The organism is Pseudoalteromonas sp. NBT06-2 (assembly GCF_002276045.1).
Taxonomy (GTDB): domain Bacteria; phylum Pseudomonadota; class Gammaproteobacteria; order Enterobacterales; family Alteromonadaceae; genus Pseudoalteromonas.
Genome location: NZ_NQMR01000127.1, coordinates 1 through 26,389 on the forward strand (window position 1 = coordinate 1; position 26,389 = coordinate 26,389).

Annotated in this window: 31 protein-coding genes; 9 read left to right on the plus strand and 22 right to left on the minus strand. The window is 37.6% G+C overall.

Annotated features, from left to right (window positions below; translation table 11 throughout):
* Positions 1-540: 540 nt before the first annotated feature.
* The 20 genes from rplQ to CJF42_RS19725 form a co-directional block, all read right to left on the minus strand.
* Entirely contained in the window at positions 541-939 is a 399-nt protein-coding gene (gene rplQ / locus CJF42_RS19630) for a 50S ribosomal protein L17 (protein ID WP_059364670.1), read from the minus strand.
* A 39-nt stretch (positions 940-978) separates the two neighbouring features.
* Positions 979-1,965: a DNA-directed RNA polymerase subunit alpha gene (locus CJF42_RS19635; protein WP_095368309.1), complete on the minus strand. Its 987-nt coding sequence runs from the start codon at positions 1,963-1,965 to the stop codon at positions 979-981.
* A 25-nt stretch (positions 1,966-1,990) separates the two neighbouring features.
* On the minus strand, positions 1,991-2,611 hold the full coding sequence (rpsD, locus tag CJF42_RS19640) for a 30S ribosomal protein S4 (RefSeq protein WP_095368310.1): 621 nt from the start codon (positions 2,609-2,611) through the stop codon (positions 1,991-1,993).
* Positions 2,612-2,632: 21 nt separating this feature from the next.
* A complete protein-coding gene (gene rpsK, locus CJF42_RS19645; protein ID WP_059364684.1) occupies positions 2,633-3,019 on the minus strand; it encodes a 30S ribosomal protein S11 in 387 nt (128 codons plus the stop codon).
* 13 nt (positions 3,020-3,032) lie between these two features.
* Positions 3,033-3,389: a 30S ribosomal protein S13 gene (gene rpsM, locus CJF42_RS19650; protein WP_095368311.1), complete on the minus strand. Its 357-nt coding sequence runs from the start codon at positions 3,387-3,389 to the stop codon at positions 3,033-3,035.
* A gap of 129 nt (positions 3,390-3,518) precedes the next feature.
* Complete coding sequence (gene rpmJ, locus CJF42_RS19655; protein ID WP_059364690.1) at positions 3,519-3,632, minus strand: 50S ribosomal protein L36; 114 nt, start codon at positions 3,630-3,632, stop codon at positions 3,519-3,521.
* 29 nt (positions 3,633-3,661) lie between these two features.
* A complete protein-coding gene (gene secY, locus CJF42_RS19660; RefSeq protein WP_095368312.1) occupies positions 3,662-4,990 on the minus strand; it encodes a preprotein translocase subunit SecY in 1,329 nt (442 codons plus the stop codon).
* A gap of 15 nt (positions 4,991-5,005) precedes the next feature.
* Positions 5,006-5,440 carry a 50S ribosomal protein L15 gene (gene rplO / locus CJF42_RS19665; RefSeq protein WP_042153483.1) on the minus strand — a complete coding sequence of 145 codons (435 nt, stop codon included), beginning with the start codon at positions 5,438-5,440 and terminating at the stop codon, positions 5,006-5,008.
* Positions 5,441-5,443: 3 nt separating this feature from the next.
* Entirely contained in the window at positions 5,444-5,626 is a 183-nt protein-coding gene (gene rpmD, locus CJF42_RS19670; protein ID WP_016710201.1) for a 50S ribosomal protein L30, read from the minus strand.
* 4 nt (positions 5,627-5,630) lie between these two features.
* The gene (gene rpsE / locus CJF42_RS19675; RefSeq protein WP_095368313.1) at positions 5,631-6,131 is read right to left on the minus strand and encodes a 30S ribosomal protein S5; all 501 of its coding nucleotides are present in this window, start codon (positions 6,129-6,131) and stop codon (positions 5,631-5,633) included.
* Between the two features lie 9 nt (positions 6,132-6,140).
* A complete protein-coding gene (gene rplR / locus CJF42_RS19680; RefSeq protein WP_095368314.1) occupies positions 6,141-6,491 on the minus strand; it encodes a 50S ribosomal protein L18 in 351 nt (116 codons plus the stop codon).
* Positions 6,492-6,500: 9 nt separating this feature from the next.
* On the minus strand, positions 6,501-7,034 hold the full coding sequence (rplF, locus tag CJF42_RS19685; protein WP_095368315.1) for a 50S ribosomal protein L6: 534 nt from the start codon (positions 7,032-7,034) through the stop codon (positions 6,501-6,503).
* Between the two features lie 13 nt (positions 7,035-7,047).
* A complete protein-coding gene (gene rpsH / locus CJF42_RS19690) occupies positions 7,048-7,440 on the minus strand; it encodes a 30S ribosomal protein S8 (RefSeq protein WP_095368316.1) in 393 nt (130 codons plus the stop codon).
* Between the two features lie 21 nt (positions 7,441-7,461).
* Positions 7,462-7,767, minus strand: coding sequence for a 30S ribosomal protein S14 (rpsN, locus tag CJF42_RS19695; RefSeq protein WP_095368317.1), 306 nt, complete (start codon positions 7,765-7,767; stop codon positions 7,462-7,464).
* Between the two features lie 10 nt (positions 7,768-7,777).
* Entirely contained in the window at positions 7,778-8,317 is a 540-nt protein-coding gene (rplE, locus tag CJF42_RS19700; RefSeq protein WP_095368318.1) for a 50S ribosomal protein L5, read from the minus strand.
* A 20-nt stretch (positions 8,318-8,337) separates the two neighbouring features.
* Positions 8,338-8,652, minus strand: coding sequence for a 50S ribosomal protein L24 (rplX, locus tag CJF42_RS19705; protein ID WP_095368319.1), 315 nt, complete (start codon positions 8,650-8,652; stop codon positions 8,338-8,340).
* A gap of 9 nt (positions 8,653-8,661) precedes the next feature.
* Positions 8,662-9,030: a 50S ribosomal protein L14 gene (rplN, locus tag CJF42_RS19710; protein WP_095368320.1), complete on the minus strand. Its 369-nt coding sequence runs from the start codon at positions 9,028-9,030 to the stop codon at positions 8,662-8,664.
* A 256-nt stretch (positions 9,031-9,286) separates the two neighbouring features.
* Positions 9,287-11,218: an AsmA family protein gene (locus CJF42_RS19715; RefSeq protein WP_095368321.1), complete on the minus strand. Its 1,932-nt coding sequence runs from the start codon at positions 11,216-11,218 to the stop codon at positions 9,287-9,289.
* A gap of 68 nt (positions 11,219-11,286) precedes the next feature.
* Positions 11,287-11,478, minus strand: a complete 192-nt coding sequence (locus tag CJF42_RS19720; protein WP_095368322.1) for a hypothetical protein — start codon at positions 11,476-11,478, stop codon at positions 11,287-11,289.
* 21 nt (positions 11,479-11,499) lie between these two features.
* A complete protein-coding gene (locus CJF42_RS19725; protein WP_170940677.1) occupies positions 11,500-12,633 on the minus strand; it encodes an aminotransferase-like domain-containing protein in 1,134 nt (377 codons plus the stop codon).
* Positions 12,634-12,814: 181 nt separating this feature from the next.
* On the opposite strand from CJF42_RS19725, the gene CJF42_RS19730 reads away from it, so the two are divergent.
* Positions 12,815-13,981 (plus strand): hypothetical protein, encoded by a 1,167-nt coding sequence (locus CJF42_RS19730; RefSeq protein WP_095368324.1) that lies wholly within the window; start codon positions 12,815-12,817, stop codon positions 13,979-13,981.
* Positions 13,982-14,229: 248 nt separating this feature from the next.
* Positions 14,230-14,553, plus strand: a complete 324-nt coding sequence (locus tag CJF42_RS19735; protein ID WP_252097672.1) for a TorF family putative porin — start codon at positions 14,230-14,232, stop codon at positions 14,551-14,553.
* Between the two features lie 207 nt (positions 14,554-14,760).
* On the opposite strand, the gene CJF42_RS19740 is transcribed toward CJF42_RS19735, so the two are convergent.
* On the minus strand, positions 14,761-15,072 hold the full coding sequence (locus tag CJF42_RS19740; protein WP_095368325.1) for a Bor/Iss family lipoprotein: 312 nt from the start codon (positions 15,070-15,072) through the stop codon (positions 14,761-14,763).
* Positions 15,062-15,409 (minus strand): Bor family protein, encoded by a 348-nt coding sequence (locus CJF42_RS19745; protein ID WP_095368326.1) that lies wholly within the window; start codon positions 15,407-15,409, stop codon positions 15,062-15,064. Before CJF42_RS19745 ends, CJF42_RS19740 begins: the two co-directional genes overlap by 11 nt.
* A 573-nt stretch (positions 15,410-15,982) precedes the next feature.
* On the opposite strand from CJF42_RS19745, the gene CJF42_RS19750 reads away from it, so the two are divergent.
* From CJF42_RS19750 to ggt, 7 genes are all read left to right on the plus strand, one after another.
* Positions 15,983-16,183, plus strand: coding sequence for a hypothetical protein (locus tag CJF42_RS19750; RefSeq protein WP_095368327.1), 201 nt, complete (start codon positions 15,983-15,985; stop codon positions 16,181-16,183).
* 32 nt (positions 16,184-16,215) lie between these two features.
* Entirely contained in the window at positions 16,216-16,374 is a 159-nt protein-coding gene (locus CJF42_RS27675; RefSeq protein ID WP_170940678.1) for a Fic family protein, read from the plus strand.
* Between the two features lie 492 nt (positions 16,375-16,866).
* Positions 16,867-17,964, plus strand: a complete 1,098-nt coding sequence (locus tag CJF42_RS19755) for a PDC sensor domain-containing protein (RefSeq protein WP_170940679.1) — start codon at positions 16,867-16,869, stop codon at positions 17,962-17,964.
* Positions 17,961-20,045 (plus strand): ATP-binding protein, encoded by a 2,085-nt coding sequence (locus tag CJF42_RS19760; RefSeq protein ID WP_095368329.1) that lies wholly within the window; start codon positions 17,961-17,963, stop codon positions 20,043-20,045. The genes CJF42_RS19755 and CJF42_RS19760 overlap by 4 nt, the downstream gene beginning before the upstream one ends.
* A 22-nt stretch (positions 20,046-20,067) precedes the next feature.
* Positions 20,068-21,444, plus strand: a complete 1,377-nt coding sequence (locus CJF42_RS19765) for a sigma-54-dependent transcriptional regulator (RefSeq protein ID WP_095368330.1) — start codon at positions 20,068-20,070, stop codon at positions 21,442-21,444.
* Positions 21,445-21,721: 277 nt separating this feature from the next.
* Complete coding sequence (locus CJF42_RS19770; RefSeq protein WP_095368331.1) at positions 21,722-24,277, plus strand: TonB-dependent receptor plug domain-containing protein; 2,556 nt, start codon at positions 21,722-21,724, stop codon at positions 24,275-24,277.
* 198 nt (positions 24,278-24,475) lie between these two features.
* Entirely contained in the window at positions 24,476-26,212 is a 1,737-nt protein-coding gene (gene ggt / locus CJF42_RS19775) for a gamma-glutamyltransferase (RefSeq protein WP_095368332.1), read from the plus strand.
* Positions 26,213-26,389: the final 177 nt, after the last annotated feature.

Consider the following 26,389-nt stretch of genomic DNA (forward strand, 5'->3'; position numbering starts at 1 on the left):
CAAAATTGCGCAAGTGTTTTTTAAAGAAAATTGAATAAAAATAATGAAAAGTCCAAATAATAATCTAAAAGTATAGTTATCCGTCAAATATTACTATTAAGCTACTAAAATATAAATAATGGCACTAACTGAATTCACTCAGTTATGCATTTGAAAGGTCAACTAGTTATACGAATTCTGATAATTAAGTGACCATTCAGAGCTTATGATGTTTTACAATTCTAGGCTTGTCAGTAAATTAATGGTATTCCCTTCAGAACTGTGAAATAACAATGAAGTGTAAATTCTCAAAAGCAAGGCGCTTGATTTAGCAATAGCTGGGTATTGGGTTTTAAAGCAACGCAGCAATTGTATATTTAAACCATTTAAATTGATCATATATTTATTACTTTTACTTTTACTTTTACTTTTACTTTTACTTTTACTTTTACTTTTACTTTTACTTTTACTTTTACTTTTAGCAAATTATGGGCATAAAAAAACCGAGTTCAAAAAACTCGGTTTTTATACTTTAATTAAGTTATAAAGCTAATTAAAGATTTATTCTGCTGACTGTACTTCTTCTTGAACTTCTTCAGTCGCTGGGCGATCAATTAGTTCAATATAAGCCATTGGTGCTTTATCACCTGTACGGAAACCACACTTAAGAATGCGAGTGTAACCACCAGGACGGTTTTCATAACGAGGACCAAGCTCGTTAAATAAAATACCAACTACTTCTTTATCACGAGTACGTGCAAATGCTAAACGACGATTTGCAACACTGTCAGTTTTAGCAAGTGTGATTAGAGGTTCAATTACACTACGCAGTTCTTTCGCTTTAGGCAAAGTTGTTCTGATGATTTGGTGCTTCACCAGTGAACCTGCCATATTGCTGAACATCGCTTTACGATGACTGCTATTACGGTTTAATTGACGACCACTCTTACGATGGCGCATGACCTATCCTTCTAACGAAACTGTATCCAGTGATTTGGATTATTCAGCTAGACTTGCAGGTGGCCAATTTTCTAAGCGCATGCCTAGAGAAAGTCCACGAGAAGCTAGCACGTCTTTGATTTCAGTTAGAGACTTCTTACCTAAATTAGGCGTTTTAAGAAGCTCAACTTCGGTACGTTGTACCAAATCACCAATATATTGAATTTGCTCGGCTTTTAAACAGTTTGCTGAACGCACCGTTAGCTCAAGATCATCAACAGGGCGAAGCAGAATAGGATCAAATTCTGGCTTCTCTTCTTTTTCTTCTGGCTCAGTCACATCACGTAAATCTACGAATGCATCTAATTGTTCAGCCAAAATAGTTGAAGCACGGCGGATCGCTTCTTCAGGATCCAATGTACCGTTAGTTTCCATGTCGATAATTAACTTATCTAAATCTGTACGTTGCTCTACACGCGCTGATTCAACCGAGTACGCAATACGCTCAACTGGACTAAATGATGCATCAAGCAACAATCGGCCAATCGGGCGTTCATCGTCTTCAGAGGATAAACGGCTTGCCGCTGGTACATAACCACGACCACGTTCAACATGAATTCTCATGTTGATCTCACTGCTATCTGTCGTTAAATGACAAATAACATGTTCTGGATTAGCGATTTCTACAGTACCATCGTGCTGAATATCTGCCGCAGTTACAGGACCTTTTCCTGATTTAGTCAACGTCAAAAATACACTGTCTTTTTCTTCTAAAGAAACTGCAAGGCTTTTTAGATTTAATAAGATTTCAATGATGTCTTCTTGAACGCCTTCTTTTGCACTGTATTCGTGCAATACGCCATCAATTTCAACTTCCGTTACTGCGCATCCTGGCATGGATGATAACAATATACGACGTAAAGCATTTCCTAGCGTATGACCAAAGCCACGCTCTAATGGTTCTAATACCACTTTAGAACGCGTTGGGTTGATTGCTTCAATAGCAACCAGTTTTGGCTTTAGAAATTCGGTTACAGAACCCTGCATTTTTATCCTCTCTTAACTCTTAACTTTACTTCGAGTAAAGTTCGACGATTAGCTGTTCATTTATTTCTGCAGACAGATCAGAACGCTCAGGTAGACGTTTAAATACGCCTTCAAGTGCTTTATTGTCTACTTCAACCCAAGTTGGTTTTTCACGTTGTGAAGCCAACTCTAGAGCAGCGATGATACGAGATTGTTTTTTCGACTTCTCACGGATTACTACAGTATCTTCTGCAGTGATTCGGTAAGAAGGAATATTTACAACTCCACCATTAACCATAATCGCTTTGTGAGATACAAGTTGACGTGCTTCAGCGCGTGTACTTGCAAAACCCATGCGATATACAACATTATCAAGACGTTGCTCAAGAAGTTGTAACAAGTTTTCACCTGTATTACCCTTGATACGTGCAGCATCTTTATAGTAGTTACGGAATTGCTTTTCTAATACACCGTACATACGACGTACTTTTTGCTTTTCACGTAATTGTAAACCGTAATCAGATAGACGACCTTTACGGGCACCATGCTGACCAGGTGCAGTCTCTAATTTACATTTAGAGTCGATAGCTCTAACGCCGCTCTTAAGGAACAGGTCAGTACCTTCACGACGGCTTAGCTTGAGCGTTGGGCCCAAATATCTTGCCATGTTCTTTCTCCTAACCTATTGTTATACGCGACGTTTCTTCGGTGGACGACAACCATTGTGTGGTATTGGCGTCACGTCAGTAATGTTTGTAATTCTAAAACCAGCAGCATTTAATGCACGAACAGCAGACTCACGTCCTGGACCTGGACCTTTAATAAATACTTCTAGGTTTTTCAAACCGTATTCTTTAGCGGCATTACCTGCACGCTCAGCAGCAACCTGTGCAGCGAATGGAGTAGATTTACGTGAACCACGGAAACCTGAACCACCTGCAGTTGCCCAAGATAAAGCATTACCTTGACGATCTGAAATAGTTACAATAGTGTTGTTGAAAGAAGCATGAACATGAGCCATACCATCTGCAACTTGTTTTTTTACCTTCTTACGACGAACTGGTGCTTTAGCCATAATCTATATCCCCTTATCGCTTGATAGGCTTACGTGGACCCTTACGAGTACGCGCGTTAGTCTTAGTTCTTTGACCACGTAATGGTAAAGAGCGACGGTGACGAAGACCACGATAACAACCAAGGTCCATAAGACGTTTGATATTTAAAGTAACTTCACGGCGAAGATCACCTTCAACGGTGTACTTGCCAACTTCTTCACGAAGTTGATCTAGTGTTTCTTCATTTAGTTCACTGATCTTAGTAGATTCAGCAATTCCTGTCGCAACTAAAATAGCTTTAGCGCGAGTTGTACCAACACCATAAATGGCAGTAATAGCTACTACTGCGTGTTTATGATCAGGGACGTTAATGCCAGCAATACGGGCCACTAACACATCTCCTAATTTTGGATTTGATTATCAATTTGTTGGAAAGCCCGTTAGGATACCCAACTAATGATCAAATCATCTAAAAAAACAGACAAAGCTAATTTTAGCTCAGTCTGTACGATTTCTTAATTAACCTTGCCTTTGCTTATGCTTAGGCTCTATGCAAATTACACGTACAACACCGGCACGTTTAATAACTTTACAATTACGGCAAATCTTTTTAACGGATGCACGTACTTTCATGAGTCATCTCCGTAGCTATCTAAAAGTGCCTATCGGCCATAACCTTTTAGATTTGCTTTTTTAAGTACAGAATCATACTGATGAGACATCAGATGTGTTTGTACTTGTGCCATAAAGTCCATGATCACTACTACGATAATCAATATTGATGTACCGCCAAAGTAGAATGGAGTTTTCCACGCCATTGTCATAAACTCGGGCACCAGACAGATAAAGGTAATATACAGAGCGCCTGCTAATGTCAAACGCGTCATTACTTTATCAATGTATTTTGATGTCTGCTCGCCTGGACGAATACCTGGGATAAAAGCCCCTGATTTCTTCAAGTTGTCTGCTGTTTCACGCGGGTTAAATACCAACGCGGTATAGAAAAAACAAAAGAAAATGATCGCTGCAGCTAATACCATTGCATATAACGGCTGTCCTGGAGACAACGCTAACGAAATAGTTTGAAGCACATCAGCAAGAACACCTTCACCTTGACCAAACCAGCTGGCGATTGTACCAGGGAACAGAATAATACTACTAGCAAAGATTGGTGGAATAACACCTGCCATATTAACTTTTAACGGTAAATGTGTACTTTGTGCTGCAAAAACCTGACGGCCTTGTTGGCGTTTAGCGTAGTTAACAACAATACGTCGTTGACCACGTTCAAAGAACACTACTATATAAGTAACAGCAAATACTATAACTCCAATGCCTAGTAACATTAGAACATTCAAATCACCTTGGCGCGCCATTTCGACTGTCTCGCCAATTGCAGACGGCAAGTTAGCTACAATACCAACAAATATAAGAACAGAGATACCGTTACCAATACCTCGCTCTGTAATTTGTTCGCCCAACCACATTAGAAACATAGTACCAGTTACTAAACTTATCACAGCTGTGAAATAAAACCCTATACCAGGATTTATAACTAGGTCTGTCATCATGTTTGGTAACGCAGTTGATATTCCAACAGCTTGGAATGTAGCAAGCACAAGCGTAGCATAACGTGTGTACTGACTTATTTTCTTACGCCCTTGTTCACCTTCTTTTTTAAGCTCTATCATCGCAGGATGTATGTGCGTTAATAGTTGCATAATAATTGAAGCTGAAATATAAGGCATAATACCTAAGGCCAGAACAGAAGCTCGCTCAAGAGCTCCACCACTGAACATGTTCATCATGCCAGCAATAGAGTCCTTTTGTTGCGCGAAGAATTCGGCAAGTACAGCGGCGTTAACCCCAGGGATTGGCACAAAGGAGCCTAAACGGTAAATTATAATAGCGCCGAGTATAAATAATAATCGACGTTTCAATTCCGATAGTCCGCCTTGCGCACTTGATGTGTCTTGACCTGGTTTAGCCATGGAGTACTTTCCTTATTATTCTTCTATCTTGCCTCCGGCAGCTTCAATCGCTTCGCGAGCACCCTTAGATGCTCTTAGACCTTTTACAGTCACTGGGCGTGAAACTTCACCAGATTTAACTATTTTTACGAACAAAACGTTCTTTTTAACCAGACCTGCAGCTTGTAGCGTGCTAAGTTCTACGATATCACCTTCAACTTTAGTGATTTCGAAAAGATTTACTTCAGCAGATACTAGTGATTTGCGAGAAGTGAAACCGAACTTAGGAAGACGACGTTGCATAGGCATTTGACCGCCCTCAAAACCAACGCGTACTTTACCACCTGAGCGAGACTTTTGACCTTTGTGACCGCGGCCACCAGTCTTACCAATACCAGAACCGATACCACGGCCTTGGCGTTTTCTGTCTTTATTCGCACCAGCAGCAGGTGAAAGTGTATTCAATAACATGAACTAGCCCTCAACCTTAACCATATAAGAAACTTGATTTATCATACCACGTACACATGCTGTATCTTCTAGCTCAACAGTGTGATTGATACGACGTAAACCAAGTCCACGCAATGTCGCTTTATGTTTAGGTAAACGACCAATTGAACTTTTAACCTGTGTAACTTTTACAGTTTTATTAGCCATGGTTCTACCCTACAATTTGAGCAACAGTAAGACCACGTTTAGCTGCAATAGACTCTGGAGAATTCATGTTCTCTAGTGCTTTTACAGTAGCGCGAACTACGTTGATTGGGTTAGTTGAACCGTAACATTTAGAAAGAACGTTCTGAACGCCCACTACTTCTAAAACTGCACGCATTGCACCACCAGCGATAATACCAGTACCTTCTGAAGCAGGCTTCATGAATACTTTAGAGCCAGAGTGACGACCCTTTATCGCGTGTTGTAATGTATTACCGTTAAGTTCAACATTAATCATGTTACGACGCGCTTTTTCCATTGCTTTTTGAATTGCAGCTGGAACTTCACGTGCTTTACCGTAACCAAAACCTACTTTACCTGCGCCATCACCAACTACAGTTAGTGCTGTGAAGCTAAAGATACGACCACCTTTAACTACTTTAGACACACGGTTTACAGCAACAAGCTTTTCAGCGAATTCTGTTTGTTTTGCTTCTACGTTAGCCATTGTCTACTCCTAGAATTGCAAACCGGCTTCACGCGCGGCATCAGCCAACGCCTTCACTCGGCCGTGATATTTAAAGCCACTACGATCAAAGGCAATCTTAGTAATATTTTTGTCAGCTGCACGTTCTGCAACTGCAGTACCAACAGCAACTGCTGCAGCACTATTACTTGTACCTTTAACTGCTTCGCCAATCGCTTTTTCAACAGTAGAAGCAGCAGCCAAAACGATACCTTCAGCAGTAACTATTTGAGCGTACATATGCTTTGACGTGCGGTGGATAACAAGACGTGTAACGCCTTGTTCAATATAATTTCTACGTGTGCGTTTAGCACGACGTAAACGAGCTGTTTTCTTATCCATCGTTCTACCTTACTTCTTCTTGGCTTCTTTACGACGCACATTTTCGTCAGCATAACGAACACCTTTACCTTTATAAGGTTCAGGTTTACGATATGCACGAATGTTAGCTGATACTTGACCTACTAACTGTTTATCTGCGCCTTTAACAAGCAATTCAGTTTGGCTTGGTGCTTCAATCGTAATCCCTTCAGGAATTTCGAAATTCACTGGATGAGAGAAGCCAAGAGTTAAGTTTAATACTTTACCCTTAACTGCTGCACGATAACCAACACCAATTAATTGAAGTTTCTTTTCGTAACCAGTTGTTACACCAACAATCATATTGTTGATATTTGCACGAGCAGTACCTGCTTGTGCCCAACCATTTGCTACGCCTTCATTAGGCTGAGTTGTAATAACATTATCGTTTAAAGCAACATCAACAGCAACGTTGATTGAACGAGCTAACTCACCGTTCTTACCTTTAACTTTGATGTCCTGGCCATTTAATGTAACTTCTACACCGGCTGGAACATTTATGGGTGCTTTTGCAACACGTGACATAAGTTCTCTCCGATTAAGCTACAAAGCCAATGATTTCACCACCAATGCCAGCACTACGTGCAGCACGGTCAGTCATCAAGCCTTGAGATGTTGATACGATTGCGATGCCTAGTCCACCCATTACCTGAGGTAAATCTCCACGCTTCTTGTAGATGCGTAAACCTGGACGACTAACACGCTTAATTGTTTCTATAACAGATTTGCCTTCAAAGTACTTAAGTTCAACTGTAAGTTCAGCTTTTAATTCGCTGTTTACAGAAAATTCAGTGATGAAACCTTCATCTTTAAGTACTTTAGCTACTGCTACTTTAAGCTTTGAAGTAGGCATCGTTACAGATACTTTCTTCGCAGTTTGACCGTTACGAATACGTGTAAACATATCCGAAATAGGATCTTGCAAGCTCATAGTCTTACTCCCGTGATTCTATTACCAGCTAGCCTTTTTAAGGCCAGGAATTTCACCGCGCATAGCAGCTTCGCGTGTTTTGATACGGCTCATGCCGAACTTGCGAAGGAAACCATGTGGGCGGCCCGTAATGTTACAACGATTACGTTGACGTGAAGGGCTAGAATCACGCGGTAAAGCTTGAAGCTTTAATACTGCATCCCAACGATCTTCTTCTGATGTTTCAACACCAGCGATGATTGCTTTTAGAGATGCGCGCTTTTCTGCGAACTTTGCTACTAACTTCGCGCGTTTATCTTCGCGCGCTTTCATAGAATTCTTTGCCATAACCCTACCCTTATTTCTTGAATGGGAAGCCGAAGGCTTCTAACAAGGCGTGACCTTCATCATTATTCGATGCAGAAGTCGTAATAGTGATATCCATTCCGCGTACGCGGTCTACTTTATCAAAATCGATTTCTGGGAATATGATTTGCTCACGAACACCCATGCTGTAGTTACCACGTCCATCAAAAGACTTAGCACTCACACCACGGAAATCACGAATACGCGGAATTGCGATTGTTACCAAACGCTCAAAGAAATCCCACATACGTTCGCCACGTAGAGTTACTTTACAACCAATCGGATAACCTTCACGAACTTTAAAACCAGCAACAGATTTGCGAGCTTTAGTTGTAAGGGCTTTCTGACCAGATATTGCTTCTAGATCTTTAATAGCATGCTCTAGAATTTTTTTATCTGTAAGGGCTTCGCCCACACCCATATTAAGGGTAATTTTCTCTATTCGAGGGACTTGCATGACAGAGCTAAAACCAAACTTTTTTTGAAGTTCTGTTACAACTGTGTCTTTATATAACTCATGCAGTTTCGCCATCGTCTACTCCAACTAACTAATTAAATAGTTTTTCCAGTAGATTTGAAGATACGTAATTTCTTACCGTCTTCAATCTTGAAACCAACACGGTCCGCTTTACCAGTTTCCTGGTTGAAGACCGCAACGTTTGATGCGTCTAAAGATGCTTCTTTCTCAACAATACCGCCAGCTTGGTTCAATTGTGGAACCGGCTTTTGATGCTTCTTGATAAGATTAATACCTTCGACAAATACTCTACCTGATTCAGTTACAACTGAAAGCACTTTTCCGCGCTTCCCTTTGTCTTTACCGGCTAGTACAACTACTTCGTCATCACGACGGATTTTTGCTGCCATGATAAACTCCTATAGTACTTCTGGTGCTAATGAAACGATTTTCATGAACTTTTCGTTACGTAGTTCACGCGTTACTGGGCCAAAGATACGAGTACCAATTGGCTGATTGTTTGCATTAAGCATAACAGCAGCGTTTTTATCGAAACGGATAGTAGAACCATCGTTACGACGAACACCTTTAGCTGTACGAACTACAACAGCGTTTAATACATCACCTTTCTTCACTTTACCGCGAGGATTAGATTCTTTAACAGAAACCTTGATGATGTCGCCAATCATAGCGTAACGGCGGTGTGAACCACCTAATACTTTAATACACTGCACTTTGCGAGCGCCGCTGTTATCAGCAACTTCCAGCTGAGTTTGCATTTGGATCATTTTATATGCTCCTGTGTAATTATTGATCTGCCTTAACTATAAATAATCAAGACCTAATGTTTTATCCTCATTCAGTTATTCGTTAAGACATTCCTGAATGGCGCGCAATTGTATCAGCAAATGTATTTATGCGATAGGTTATTTTTTAATTAATTTCAAATGAATGTTTAAAAAGCAAACAGCGGGAAGTTTAGGTATATAGACGTCCTGAGTAATTAATAAACTCTCATTACGCCTATATAATAAGCAGAACATATCAACCAAATAATTTTTTAAATTTATCCTTCACTTTATTTTTTAGTTTATCTTTACTAGCACTACTAATATCTAGTTTTATATTTATATCATGAAAAGGACCTTTAACTCGAACAGGTACTTTAAAGCCGGTAGCACGACTCTTAGTACCTTGACCCTCTATACTAGACACCAAACCAGTCGAAACTCCATAATCAATTTTTGTTTTAGGTAAATTAACCATGCCTTTACCCGTAACACGCATTAATGGACTAAAAAGCTTAAAGTCATTATTAGTTCCTACTCCATTTTGGAAATTTAGCATACCACTTAGTTTTGCAAAATCTGTCTGCTGGGACTTATCAAATCCTTTGTCTAGACCTGTTTTGCTAAAATCGCCTTTTAGCATTGCTTCGGCAGAACGTACCATTGCCGCAATATTAGCGCCTTTTATCGCGCCATCTTCAAAATTAAAACCTAAGCGACCATTTAAGTTATCCATCAATTGTTTCTGGTTATTACCCTTCGTCTTTAACTGCCAATCTATCGAGCCTGAGCCACTTAATTTATCCAACTTAATAGCGTCTGTTAATAATGGTTCAGCCTGAATCGTGGTTAAAGCAAAGTGTGTCTCCATGGTATAAGGTACTTTATTTGCATTAATAAAAACTTTACCTTCACCTTTGCCTTTATATGCATTAAATTTATCCATCCCTATTCTTGCAATTCCTTTATGTAAATTAACAGAGAATGCATTTGTACCTAATTTAACATCCTTAAGTTTCAATCCAATAGATTTGACCTTTATATCAGCATCGAAAGTAGTTAAAGCCGACAGATCTATTTTAGTTTCATCCCATACAATAGGTTCCGCTTTTGTCTTTATCGTTACTTTTGTTTCTTTTTTTATATTTTCTTCAGGTAAATAAGGGTTAAAATCAAGCATACCTAAATCAATATCCGCATTAATATTTACACGACCACCAATTTCTATTTCACTTTGTCCTTTAATATTAAGCTTATCAAGTTTAACATTCAAATTTGCTAAATTGATTTTTTCATCTGCAAAAAGCATATTTCCTGAAAATGAAAATTCATTAAATGCATTTTCTTTTGCTATTAATGGAATATTTTGCCATTTAATAATATTTTTTAATGAATTACCTTGTAGATCCAATGTACCTTCGATCACTTTATGCGCTTCTTTTATGTTCCCTTTAAAGTTTAATGTAACTAATTCAGAATTAATTGTTGTTGCTAAATTAAAATCTTGTGAGGTGATTACTTTAAAAGGTGTCGATATTTTAGTATTTAAAGCAAATGTTTGTGACATATAAGAGACTGCGCCTTTTATAATTAAAGGCTGATGTAATGACGGTAATTCTATTGTTAATTTAAGATCATTAACTTCGTAAGCACTTTTAGTTGTTGCATCCAAATAAGTCAATTTACCGCCATAAATTGCAACTTCCCCTAGCTGAATATCGAAATCTTTTGGAATACTTATTTGTTTATTAGATTTATCAGATGTACTAGAAGTTGTCGTTTGTGTATTTTCATTCACTTTAGAAAATAAATCCCAATTAGCTTCTCCAGCCTTATTTTTTTCAAGTAAAATATTAGGCTCTATGATCACAAACTTTTCTAACTTCAAATCGCCTGATAATAAAGATAACCAAGGAATATTAACTTCTAGTTGCTTCATATAAATCATATCAACTTGAGAGCCTGATTGCATATTAGCGAGATGTACATCATTTAACTCAAGCTTTAATGTTGGAAATATAGATAGAGTTTTATCTCCTAATAGTGTCAGCTTTCGGTGTGTAGTTTGCTCTACTTTAGTTGTAACTTGTGAAAAAATAGCATCTACAGGTAATATAAAAGGCACTATGATCACGATTGCAACCATCAGCGCGACTATTAATGCTAATATTTTAAAAAAGCCCTTCATTTTAATCCCTTCTTCAAAGTTTTAATTACTATATACTTAGACTCAGCAATCTCAAGTTCTTTAAGTTTTTAAATACCTTTGTCTATTATTACTGGTTTTAAAAATTGTCTGATATGTATTGCTAAATTTGATTTAATTAAATAATGCCATAAATCTTGGCTAGAAAAGCCATCAGGTAAACTTAACCATAAACATGGCCCACCCACTGGATCATTTATAATAACCAAGTCACCAATATGCGCTTTTAATTCATAAAGCATTTGATCAAATTGAACTGTTAATTACCGCCTAACTTTATCTACAAATTTTTGATATTCACCACTTTGCATCATCTCTAATAAAATATATTGCAAACATATATTCGGTTCTTCTGAGTTAATCTGTTTTGCAAATAAACACTCCTTGTAAGTGTTTTTACAAATCAGATAACCCAAGCTAATTGAAGCCGATACTGTGTCGTAAAAATCCACAATACTAATCACTCTACATTTTGAGTTTTCACTTAAGAGACTTGATATTGATTTAGGTCTTTGTCCAAAAAAGTGTAATTCACTCCTATCGTACTCGATTAATACCACATCATTTTTTTCAGCCCAAGTAATTATTTGTCTCTTTTCTTTAGTACTTAATACCCTGCCCGTTGGATCATTAAAATTAGGATTAAATAAATATGCTTTAAATTTTTCAGCTTGGAATGCTTGGTCTAACAACGCTAACTCAATCCTAAAGTCTGCTTGTATAGGCACTAATGTCGTTTTGATATTATATTGTTGAAGTAAACTTTGAAAAAAGAATGAACAGGGTGCCTCTATTGCGATACAAGACTTTTGTAACTTTAAAGCTTGTATGGCTATGACCAAACCATCTTTACGTCCATTCGTTATTAATAAGTCTTTTTGATTTATAATCTGACCTGAGTTCAAGTAATGCCTCGAAATTTCATCTCTTAAAGGCTTAATTCCTGCATTAGGATCTTGCATCAACATACGATAAGGGCGATGTTTAATCACTTTTCGATGCAACCTATTAAGCATTGTTTCAGCATCAACTACCGTACTTGGTGTTGTACATGACAATGGCAGTATATTTGGATCATTAAACGAATATTGAAGTGCATTTTCTAAAGGCAGTTGTGATAGTTCTGTATGGCTTAAAAAAGCATCTCCGTAACTTTGCTTGTTTATACAACTGTATTGATTTTCTTTGCTTGCTACAAAGTAGCCTTTTTTTTCTACTGCATAAATCCACCCTGACTTTTCTAGCTCAGCATATACATGCGATGCAGTAGAAACGCCTATTTCACGCTTTTTTGCCAGCTTTCGAACAGAATCTAGTTTTTCACCTTGCTGTAAAATACCAACGCTAATTGCTTGAATAATTTCACTACTGATTTTTTTATATATAAAGTTACTCATAACCTGCATTGTTTTTTGGGAAGTACAACCTGTTTTATAATTTATATAAAAACATAGTAAATCATAAAGTCAAGATAGAACAAAAATTAGATCCCTGTATAATACACAGCCCGCTTAGTTTAATCGTTTTTCAAAAAGTTAAGTGGGCTTTGTTCTAATTCAACTGGAGTCGATCTAAACGATGAGAAAATTATTAACTTTACCCGCTCAAATGTCTCTTTCAGATGCTGAAAATATTACTTATGAAAATGCATTAAAACAAGCAACTGAAATAAGCCTAAATTTGATGGCTGTTAAAGTTGAAAACCATCCGCAAGATTTTAGCAGTTGGTGCCATGAATTAATCGATATCTGTACTAACCGTATTAACTTTGAGTTATTAGAACAACACCAATTACCAATTGTTAAAAAGCTAAATGACTTATTGGTATTAGGGGTAAGTGTGAACCAACTTAAAATGCTAAAGCTCACACCTTGGCCTATTATGTCATCTTTTATTGTAAAGAATGCAAAATTACTTGCTTTAGATGAACAACTTGCTTTGCTATCTTATTTAAAAATAACTAAACAACAAACTTTAGCTGAGATGATACAAGAAGATAGGCTTGCTTTTGCTGGTAAACATACAGCTTCGCACGATCCTTCTATATATAAATTTGATGTTGAATGGTTTAGTTCTACTAAAAGTGCTAAAAACTTTCATCAGTTATTACAAAATAGTCCTAAACTATTAGATACCGCCCTTGCAAATATACCAACAGAAGGCGAAGTAACAGAGCAAGATTACCAAAAATTCGTAACTGACTACTTAGCGGCACATAGTGTTTTAGATGATGTTAAACCAACGTTAGCACCGGCAACTCGCTTGTTAGCTATGCATCGTCCTGATGTTTTCCTACCAATTACTAATGCTAAACTAGATTCACTTTGTGCTGCATTTGAAGTGCCAAAATTGAATAACAAAGATTATACTCGTTATTTCAAAGATATTATTCAACCTATGCATTTAATGCCTTGGTATCGCTCTAAATGTCCAGAAACAGAACTTGAGCAACAGCTTTGGTCTGTACGTGCTTTGTTACCTACACTTTTTTATTACGCCAATGAAAAAACAGCTAGCAGCTCTAATTACCTAAAATTATTAAATAAGCCTAAACGTGCGACTAAAACAGGTACTACTCGCACCAAACGTGGTAAAGAGTCAGCTGAAATATTAGTCGATCGTGCTTTAATTGCTGATGATATTCCAGAGCATATTAAAACTAAGCGTGACTCTATCATTGCAGAAGTGGTTAAGGGACGTACTGTCGCGGAAACAATTTCATTAATGAGAATGATTTTTGGCTAACCACTAACTTCCTATAAATAAGCAGTATTAAATAAAAAGTACTGCTTATATTTATTAAAATTAACACTTACCTATGAAACTCTAGCCATTTGAATTAATTGAATTTAACAGGTTCCTTTATTTTGGTACAAATATTGCCTTTTTTCTTTTAAAACAGCGTATTCAACAAACTAAAATTAAGGTAACTGTTATGAAGGTCTCAATCCTCTCAATAGCATTATTAACGACTTTAGCTTAAACAAAAAAGCATGGCGAATATCTCAGCTAATGCATCGGCTAGTTCTAATTATTACTGGCGCGGCATTACGAAAAATATGGATACTGGAGGTGTAGACTATAATAATGATTCAGGATTTTATACTGGTACTTGGGTATCGAATATAGACTTTGACAGTGAAGCAAGTTATGAACTCGACTTTTATGCGGGCTTTAATCAAGTATTAGAAAGCTACAGCTATGCCGTGGGTTATATATATTACAGTTACCCAGATGCAAATAGATCTATCGATTTTGCTGAATTATATGGCTCTCTTAGTGTAAGCGATCATTATGGGATTAAATCAGCTATTTAACCCACGCACAAAGTGATTCAAGTAGTAAAGAAGACATGCTTTATGTAGAACTGAATGCAAGTTTTAGCATTTTAAATAATACTGACTTAGATGATAGTGATGTAAATGCATTTGTAAGTTACTCAACCGACTTATCATTATAAATTTATTAGGTGATAAATTATGATTTATCACCTAATAAACTCCAAACTAATCAATTAAAGATACTTAGCGTTTCTTACATTTTGTAATGACTGTTTTAGGATACCACAGAGGTCCTAATTGGTTTATTGCACTTCCTGCAAGCCCATTAACAAATGAAACCTGAGTTTCAACACTACTCCAATCATCGCCATTACATTTTTTATTTAAATTAATAGGATCAGAACCTTCATACAGTGAAAAAGCTGCATTATGATGCCATTGCTTTTTCTGTACATGGTTTTCATTTGATACTTGCTCTCCATTGTCAAAATGAATACGCGTACAACCAGATAAAATCAGTAACGTCGTTACCAATAATATTATTTTATTTTGCATCTTGATTCTCCTGAATCTCAATTTTATTATGATCTTTTTCACCACACCATATTTTCACCGAATGCGGGGCATAAAACCCTAAGGTGATAAAACCTAAAGCCCCATCTTCAAATGTCTGTTGAGACTGCATTTGTAAAATATCTTTATCACCACACACTTTTTTAACATCTACATGATGCTCACCCTTTAAGCCCCAAAAATAAAATGGTTTACTATCCTCAAAGCTTGGGTTTTCGGTTAATTTTGCAATCGCTTTTGGTTGAATTGTAACGGAGGAACACCCTGTCAAAATAACAAGTAGAATACTTGCCTTAATTAAATTCTTATATGAGTTCATTTTACCCTCTGATGATTTTAAGTTACTAAGCATCACTAAAGTGTAAAGGAGTTATAAAAACAAAGTAGTAAGGAATTGTTGCCACTTTGTAGAAAATATTACACTTTTTCACTTTTTTAAGCCATGTATCAATTTGAAAGTGAAAATATATCTTAATTGTAAAAACAAAAAACTCGCATAAGCGAGCTTTTTTATTTTATCTATTTGGTGAGTTGGCCGTATAAACCAACTCTAAAATATTTTTATCTAATTGATTATAAATAAATTAACAGCTTAGCTATTGTGTTATTTAAGTATAGTAAAAAATGTCACAGCTTTTGTATTATTTTGTACCATTTATGACTTAAATCTAAGCTTCATACTGTTCAAGAATATCGAAGAGATTCAAAATAATGCTACTCGTATGATTGTTCAATATGATAAATTAAAGTTACCGCCGTATTAACGGGTAAGAAAGTATTAGGGCTCCCTCATGAAATTCAAGAGGTTAGAAATGCTTTTAATGCTTATGATAACTTACCATATTGGCAATCATCAAACCCCGAACATCTATTATCTGCTCATAAATTATTGATGCATGGCTTAGTTGATGATGCTGGACGATATAATAAGCAAAATAAATATTATCAGGCATTATCTTTATCTGATAAAACCTGCGACTCAACACCCTTTGTATTATTTATGCTAAAAGTTTTATTATCATCAATCAAAGAAGTACAAAGTAGCTCAAGTGAACAAGCCAGCGATCAAGTAAAACGACTGTTACACGGTTGAATAATAAAGAACCACAAAAATAATCTGTAATTATGGCAAGCTTAATATTAAAATATCGCCCTACCTTTAAAAAGAATTACTTATCTCCTGCATTAGATGCTGATTACATCGAAATGTCAGAACCTGATTCACCACAAAGCCCTAAACAAAAATATTATTTAACGCAATTAAGTAAAGAGCGCATTAAGTAATATAACGTGGGTTATTGCTCTTATTTAGGCAAATTATATGAATATAAAAACAACTAAATTTCATACAAATAAAAATTACCTATATTCAGATGGGTCCGTACAATGATAAAGAACATGAACCACAACATATAGAAACGATACAAAGATAAACTCATTTAAATTTATTAAATATGACGTTCTATTTGTCCATGATTAGTTGATAATTCATAAAATGAGGGATTTAACATGTTTAGCATAAGCCGGCCAATGGCCGGGCACACTTAAATATACTCTTTTTAGTGCTATATATAAATTTTCGTACCGCTGGACTTCCAACCCCTTAAAGCAATAAAGTGTGCGTATGATGAATTACAAACGCTGGAAGGTATTACTACGTAACATCTGTTAGTGGTCATCTTCAGTAGCCTAAATTCCCAATAAATGCCTTTTATTCATCTCATACTTTGTTTATAGTTTGTGAATATTTGTTTGCTGAAAAATAAGAGTAACTCGTTGATTAAATTTCTGTTGCAAAGCTTTTTAGTCTTGTTATCTTTAGCGAGTTGCTGGGTCATATTTACTTGTTTCAATGATAACAAATTACTAGATCAGTTCTCTGATGATTATATTTCCCAGATAAATACCAGTATTAAAGGTGCGACCAGAAATTATCTGCTCCCTGCACAGACTATCGCCAGACAGGGCAGCCACATGTTTCGTGAAGACATTATCTCCCTTGAAGATCCAAAGAGTCTCTCAACATTTACCTATCCATTTATTAACAGTTACCCACAATTTAGAGGTTATTTTATCGGTACAGAAAATAGTGAGTTTTGGTTCTGGCGTAATGAATACTCTGGGGAGTATGCTTATAGAATTCAACATATCAAAATGCAACCTCAGGGAGCGTTAATTGATTATAGACACTTTTATAATGACAATAACAAACAGATTAAAATATCTAACCAAAGAATTGCCGACTTTGATCCTGTGACTCGTCCCTGGTATCAGGGTGCCAAAACTTTGGGGACGGCATATTGGAGCGATGTCTATTTATATAACCAACCAAATGATCCGCCTCCGGCTGTTGCCGGCATCACAGCTTCTTATCCTATTTATGATCGCGCAGGTCAATTTCTTGGTGTTTGGGGAGTAGATATTTTGTTGAAAGTATTATCAGAGTTTTTGTCGGGTATTGCAAAATCCTACAACGCTGATTTAGTTATTTTTAATGAACAGAATAAAGTAATTGCCTACTCTCGATCCGATGAACTGAAATCCTCCAGTGAGTCGTTACCCTTATCAGAACTTGATAATTCAGTGATTCAAAGTGCCCTCATAAGTTACCGTAGCCACGGGTTTAGTGAGTTTTTCTTTAAATATAATGGAGAGCGTTATTTAGCTTCATACTCACCCTTTCTTTTTGGTGGGGATAATGACTGGTATTTATTACTGATATTACCGGAACTGAAATTTTCTGAAGAGATAGAGTTCAGTCATAATCTAATTTTATTGTTTGCCACTTGTGTTTTATTGATTTGTTTGGTGATTTTGATCCGGTTATTTAGTCAGCAAGTTATATCAACCATTAAGTATATAGTGCAAAAGTGAGTTTTATTACTAATGCACTCATTCCTCAGCGACAAAAAAGTCCGTTTTTGACCTTTATATGGATCATATTAAGCTTAGTGATTGCCACAGCTAGTTGTGTATATACGTGGCAATACTCAAAAAATGAAGCGTTAGCATTATTAAGCCAGACAGCTAAACAGCACTTAAATTTATATGGTAGTAAAATTAAGGAAGAATTTGGTCAAATTCACAGCTCAGTGCTCCCTATTTTGGCACAAAATCAAGTTATCCAAAAATATTTGATCACATCAGAACCTGAGGGGGAGAAACTTGCTAGAGATTATTTAAATACCAGCTTAATGAGTTTGCCAAAAAGGGCGATATTTATCGGTAATGCTCAAAAATTATTATTAGCATCGAAAAATTATTCAACTGATTTTACAATGATGAAAAGGGTTTTTAAGCTGCTTGCAACCCGGGCATTTAAAGGCAAAAATAGTCAAATGTTTTTGTTTTCACAGGCTTTAGAGGCGCCAAAGTTTTTGATTGCGATCCCGGTTTCAAATAATGACAAGAACCTGGGGTTTATGGGCTTGCTACTGGATTTATCAGATTTTCAAACAGACCTTGCTAAGTCATGGACCACTTCGGAAGAAACTTTAGCTATTAGCGACCAAAGAGGGATTATTCTCATGTCCAGCGATCCAAACTGGTTGTACCGTACTTTTTCTAACTTGCCTTATCAGGTTAAGAAAAATTTACGTACTGTGACAGGTCAACAAACTGCTTTTGAGCAATTGGGCATAGTCAGTATTAATGAGGGTATTCTTACCATGCATAATATTGATGTAAGTACTATGGATGAGCATTATCTGGTCAATTCATTAACGTTAAATGATTACCAGCTGAGGATCCATCATTTATCAAATATAACGCCAGTGATTAAAAGCAGCTATATTAATGCTGCTTTAACAATGGCCTGTTTTATTCTCGGTTCTTTGATATTGTTATTATTTAAAGTAAAAAAAAACGCAATACGGCTTGAATTAGCTCATCAAAATCAAATTAAAGAAAGTGAAAAGCATAAACATCAGATCATAGAAGCCACGGCTTCTGGCCTTATAACTTTCCATTATGGCGGAAAAATAGAATCTCTTAATCTGGCTGCACTCAATTTGTTTTCTGGTCATTCAACTGCACAATTTGATGCTTTATCAGAATTATTTGTGCAAGCCCATATTGTTCAAAAAGCATCTTACCCGAATAAAAATGTATATGGTCATTCGATGGAAACTATCGCATTGAAATCCGATGGTAGTCAGTTTCCGGTTCAAATATTTATTAAAGCCATGGGCTTTGGTGAACCGCCTTTATACCTATTGACTATTATTGATATCAGTGACAAGAAAAATACCGAAGCGGAATTAAAACAGAATCAAAAAATGGCTGCCATGGGCATGATGGCTACAACCTTGGCCCATGAAATTAGCCAGCCAATTACAGCCATTAAAACAGAAGCATCTATCGGGAAAAAGCTACTTTCGCAGGGCCGCCCAGAGGAAACTAGTGAAAGCCTGGCAACCATTATTGGTTATACTCAGCTACTGTCCAAGATCACCTCACAATTAAAAGACTTTGCCAAAAAGAAAAAATCGGACTCCCGTATAATGTCTAATATTTATGAGGTTATCCAGTACAGTCATATTCTTTATCAGCACAGGTTGGAAAATGAACATATAATCTGGAATGAAATGATAGAAGACAGAGGCTTATGTGCTGCGATAGATCCCTATCAATTACAGCAAGTTATGGGTAATTTGATCCAAAATTCCTGTGATGCACTGACTACCTTTAGTGAGAAAAAATTGTCTGTATGTATTAGCACAGAAGATGAATATTTATATATTGACATTTCAGATACAGGTAAAGGTATAGATCTAGACTTGCAACAAAGTATTTTTGATCCTTTTGTCAGTACTAAAAATAAAAGCAGCTCAATGGGGTTAGGTCTGGCTATTTGCAAAGATATTTTACTCCGGACCCAGGGAAATATAGAACTATTGCAAAGTGAAAAAGGGGCGCATTTCAGGGTAACTTTGCTGCGTCACAACCCTAAGTAACCAGTTTTGAAAAAGGTATAAAATGACGCGAATTCTCATTGTTGAAGATGATCTCTCTGTGATGGACACGACTCAACGTTGGCTAACCCTTGAAGGGTTTGAAGTATTTACATGCAATGATCCCCTTAGGGCCGTCACTCAGATCCGCGATGAAGGAATTGATGTGGTATTAAGTGATGTCAAAATGCCACAATTGAGTGGCCTTGAGCTATTGCAACACATTAATCAGTTGGATCCTGAATTACCTATGATCTTGATGACAGGCCATGGAGATATTGCTATGGCTGTGGAGGCAATGGCGCAGGGGGCTTATTATTTTATTGAAAAGCCTTTTGAACCAGAACATCTGACCCAAGTGATCAAACGTGCCTGTAACAAGCGGGAAATGGCATTGGAAAACCAACGGCTGCGCAACCAGCTGGCACATTTAAGTGGCATAGATTCCAGATTAATAGGCTGCTCTGCGGTCATTGAAAAGCTGAGGAAAAAAATATTAGTATTGGCCGGTTTTGATGCCAGTGTGGTGATCCATGGCGATACAGGCACAGGCAAAGAATTGGTCGCCTGCTGTTTACATGATTATAGTACTCGCTGTGAGCAGCCCTTTGTTGCAATAAACTGCGGTGCCGTGCCGGAAAATTTACTGGAATCTGAGTTATTTGGTCATGAAAAAGGCGCTTTTACTGGTGCCGATCAAACCCGGATCGGTAAGCTAGAATTTGCCAGTAATGGCACCTTATTTCTTGATGAAGTTGAATCTATGCCAATGAATTTTCAAGTTAAATTACTGCGCGCATTGCAGGAAAACAGCATAGAAAGAGTTGGTTCTAACAAATCTATTTCAATTAATCCAAGGGTGATCTGTGCTACTAAAGTAGATTTAAAAAAACTGGCTGACGAAGGCAAGTTTCGTCTTGATTTGTATTATCGGTTGAAGGTGGCTGAGCTTTACTTGCCCTCGCTGAGTGCGCGACCGGATGATATTGCTTTATTATTCCAACACTTTTTAAAATTAGCCTGTTGTCAATATCAGGTCGACCAAGTAGATCCAACAATGGAAGAACTGATATTGCTATCCACCCGGGAATGGCCTGGTAATATTCGTGAATTAAAAAACCTGGCTCAGCAATTTTCCATAGCCAATAATGCCTGTGAAACACCGTTATGTGATTTGTTAACGCCTGAGGCTGCATTGGAAGGTGATTATAAGCTCCCTTCAGGCAATCCCCTGAATAACTTGCTAATACAGGTCGGGCGTTTTGAAGAGCATTTGCTCCGTATGGCTATGAAAGAACAGTTGGGTTCCATTAAAAATGTAATGCAGGCCCTTGGTGTTTCCAGACGTACCCTGAATTTAAAAATGCAGCGCTATAATATTCGCCGCAATGATTATCTCTAAGTCAGTCAATTTTGAAATTTAATAGGTAAAATATTTCTCACTCTATCGATTTAATAGGAAAAACATCTCTCTTTTATCTTAAAAAACATATAAATGGTTAGTTATTCCATATTAAAATCATAGTATTACCTTTCTTTTAATACTTGGTCTGTAATTTGCTCAATAATTTATGCACTAATAATACAAAAACCTGCTTTAGGCTATATTTTTGGGTCTACAGCAGTATTTTAACGTCTGACAATGTTTCTAAAATACCTAAAATAAAAAGTGAGATTTTATGTTTAAGATTGCACCAAACAAATTGGCAAATATAATAAAACAAACATTTGCTACAAAACATGTCATGTTAGGTTTAGCCGTATCTGTGCTGGCATTACCTGCATTAACTGTACGAGCAGCAGAGCAACAAGCCGTTGAGGAAGATGTTGAACGGATCCAGATCATCGGCTCTCGGCGCAACGACCGTACCGTATCTGAAAGTACAGTACCCATTGATGTACTAGATATTGAAGATATGGCGACCACAGGTCAGCTGGAAGTCAGTCAAATTTTGTCTAATTTAGTGCCCAGTTTTAACTATCCAAACAGCTCTATTGCTGATGGTACAGATCATGCTCGCCCTGCGGTATTACGAGGTTTAGCACCGGATCATACCTTAGTATTGATCAATGGTAAAAGACGCCATAGTGGTGCGCTACTTAACCTGAATGGTACCGTTGGTCGCGGCTCAACGGCAGTTGATTTAAATACGATTCCCACCTCGGCAATAAAAAGAATTGAAATTTTGCGTGATGGTGCGGCGGCACAATATGGTTCAGATGCAATTGCTGGTGTGATCAACATTATTTTAAAAGATGGTGATGGTGGTAGTATCACAGCCAGTTATGGTGAATACAATACAACTATGGATGGGGTTGCACAACTTGAGTCAACCAGTATAGATGAAAATGGTGATTTGGCTTTTATTACCTCAGATGACAGAACCCGTAACGATGGCGGTGTAACAACGATATCAGCTGATTGGGGCATTGACTTTAGCGATAGTGGGTTTGTTCATATATCCTTTGAATCCAGAGATCGTGCAGCGGCAAATCGTTCAGGGTTTGATCCCAGAGAGCAATATGCTAGGGATGAAAACGGTAGTTTAGATCCCAGAGAGCTTACCTTTGATCGTTATAATCATAAATTTGGTAAAGCCAAAGTTGAAGATATTGCCTTCTTTTATAATATGGGTGCTAACCTGACCAATGAAATTGAACTCTATTCTTTTGGCAGTTACGCACAGCGAGATGGCTTGTCGGCGGGTTTTTATCGCAGAGCGAAAGACAGCCGTAACGTACCTGAAATTTATTCTGATGGCTTCTTACCGCATATTGTCAGTGACGTAGCAGATCAAGCGCTGGTACTGGGTGTGAAGGGTGAAATCGGTGAATGGAATTGGGATGTGAGTGCCAATTACGGTAAAAATGACTTTAATTTTATGGTGACTAACAGCCTGAATGCTTCCCAGGGTGCCAACAGCCAGACCTCATTTAATGACGGTAACCTGCTCTATGATCAGATGCTACTTAATTTAAGCCTTGATACTATGGTTGATATGGGATTACCTAATGATGTATTTGTTGCCTTTGGTGCCGAATATCGTTCTGAAAATTATCAGATAGTTGCCGGTGAAGAGGCATCTTATATTACAATATTAGATGAGGATGGTAACCCGGTTGCCGCAGGTGGTGCCCAGGTATTATCTGGCTTCTCTCCTGCCAGCGCAGTTGATCAGGAACGTCATAATATCGGGTTGTTTTTTGAATTAGATACAGACTTCACCGATGATTTTAACCTTGCATTTGCCGGGCGCTATGAAGATTTTAGCGATTTTGGCACAAATTTTAACGTTAAACTGGCGTCTCGCTGGGCATTAAGTGATGAATTAGCATTGCGTGGTGCCATAAGCACTGGCTTCAGAGCGCCCTCACTGGCACAAACCTCTTTTACCTCAGTGGCTACTGTTTTTGAAAATAGCATTCCGAATGAAGTGGGGATTTTCCCGGTTGATCATGTTGCGGCACAGGCTTTAGGCGCTGAAACATTAACGGCTGAAGAATCGGTTAATATGACCTTAGGTTTTGTTTATGAAGTTGAAAATTTTAACCTAACATTAGATGCCTATCGTATTGAAATTGATGACCGTATTGTTTTATCTGAAAATATCAGTGGCGATGCTGTGGTAGAGATACTGCAAGCGGCAGGTGTGAATAATACACAAAGAGCCCGTTATTTTACTAATGCCATAGATACTACTACACAAGGGGTAGATATTGTTGCAACTTATGATTATGAGCTGGATAACTTAGGCAGTTTACGTTTAAGTGCAGCTTTAAATATTAATGATACTGAAGTAACAGAACTGAAAGAAAATCCGGCAGAATTAACAGCCTTAGGAGATGATTATGTTGTTTTCTCTGATCGTGAAATTTCACGCTTTGAAAAAGGTACACCGAAAAATAAACTTAATTTAGCGGCTGTCTGGAATATAGAAGATCTGCAGATCACTTTGCGCGCCAGTCGTTATGGTGAAGTGGTTGATCCATCAAGCAATCCGGATAATCATGAAGTATTAAAAGCCAACTGGATCACAGATTTAGATTTCAGTTATAACATTAGTGAAGATCTGAAAGTTGCAGTAGGTGCCAATAACTTACTGGATGAATATCCTCAGGATACTGTGAGCAATGTTGGTTATTCTACCTTTAACCAGATATTCCCTTATTCCGGTTTTTCATCTTATACCACAGATGGCCGCTTTGTTTATGGCCGGATAAATTACCGCTTTTAGATAATAAGGGCAAATAAATAAAGCAGACAAATGGATGTCTGCTTTTTATTGCCTGTTTTGTATTTTTACCTGTAAAGGTAACGCTATTTTGATACAAAACAGTACTATGGATAAAGTTAAAATTAAATAGCTGAATACCAGCTAGTTCAAGATAAACAATGATTACCTCAGATGTTCAGACTTGTAGGAAAATAATTTATGAAGTCATTTAAAAAATCCCTGTTAACTGGTGCGCTAATAATGCCACTGGTAGGATATATCCAGTCACCTTTGGCTGCCCCCCCTAAGGCGATTTACAGTAGTATTGACACAGTACATCCCCAATGGGCAAAACATGGTATGGTTGCAAGCCAGGAAGCCCTTGCCACACAAGCGGGTTTAGATATTCTAAAACAAGGGGGTAATGCGGTTGATGCGGCTGTGGCCGTAGGTTTTGCTTTGGCTGTGACCTTGCCTCGTGCCGGTAACTTAGGTGGTGGCGGTTTTATGTTAGTGCATATTGCCAAAGAAAATAAAACCATAGCCATAGATTACCGTGAAATGGCACCAAATAGCGCACATAAAGATATATTCCTCGATGAACAAGGTGAGGCAGATCCTGAATTGTCCCGTTTTCATGGTCTGGCCGTCGGTGTGCCAGGTACGGTTATGGGCATGGAACTGGCCCTGAAAAAATATGGGTCTATGAGTCTTAAGCAAGTAATGGCAGTATCCATTGAGTTGGCTGAAAAGGGCATTAAGGTCACACCTGATCTATCAAACTCTTTGGTGCATTTTAAGAAAAACATCTCAAACTGGCCCAGTAGTACACAGATTTTTTATAAGAAAAATGGTGATGCTTACCAGCCGGGAGAACATTTTGTGCAGGCAGACCTGGCTCAGTCTCTAAAAAAAATTGCAGAGCTGGGCAGTAAAGGTTTTTATGAGGGCGAGACGGCACAAAAAATAGTTAAGGCTGTTCAGACTGCTGGTGGCTCTATGACCTTAGCTGATTTAACTAACTATAAGGCGGTGATACGCCAGCCGGTACAGGGGGAATATCGCGGTTATCAGGTGGTGTCTATGCCACCGCCTTCTTCCGGTGGCACGCATATCATAGAAATCCTTAATATTATGGAAGCTTATCCAGTTGATAAACTAGGCCATAACAGTGCTGCTACCATACACCTGATGGCAGAGGCCATGAAACGTGCCTATGTTGATCGCAGTCAATATCTGGGTGATCCGGATTTTGTAAGTGTGCCAGTTAAAGGCTTGCTCAGTAAAAACTACGCAGTTAAATTACGCAGCGATATTAACACAGATAAGGCAACCCCAAGTGCAGCATTAACGCCAGGTAATCCGGTACCCTATGAAAGTAATGAAACAACCCATTATTCAGTTGTAGATAAATGGGGCAATGCGGTTTCCAATACTTATACCTTAAATTTCAGCTATGGCTCAGGTCTGGTAGCAAAAGGAACAGGTATTTTACTTAATAATGAAATGGATGATTTTTCAATTAAGCCGGGGACGCCTAATGGTTATGGTTTGATTGGCGGAACGGCAAATGCGGTTACAGCAGGTAAGCGCCCATTAAGTTCTATGGCTCCGACTATGGTATTTAAAGAAGGTAAGCCTTATCTGGTGACCGGCAGTCCGGGTGGGTCACGTATCATTACCTCCACACTGCAAGTGATCATGAATGTAATAGATCATAATATGAATATAGGTGAAGCCTCAAATGCTTCTAGGGTGCATCATCAATGGTTACCGGATGAAATTCGTATTGAAAAAAGCTTGAATTCCGACACTGTTAAGTTGTTAGAACAAAAAGGTCATAAGGTAGTACGTAAAGCAGCTATGGGCAGTACACAATCTATTATGATCACAGATGATGGTTTATATGGCGCTTCAGATCTTCGTCGTTCAGGTGCATTAACGGCCGGATATTAAGTTTTTTATAAAGTATCGATTTTTAGAATATTCTTCGGAAATTATCCCGAAGAATTGAGTCTAAAAACGACTTTAACCATGTTATAAATTTTATAAAAATCGAATTACTAATGAATAGTATTATGAAGCAATCAATTTGACCCCTGTTTTTTTACTGTTTTTAAATCTCAGGATTTT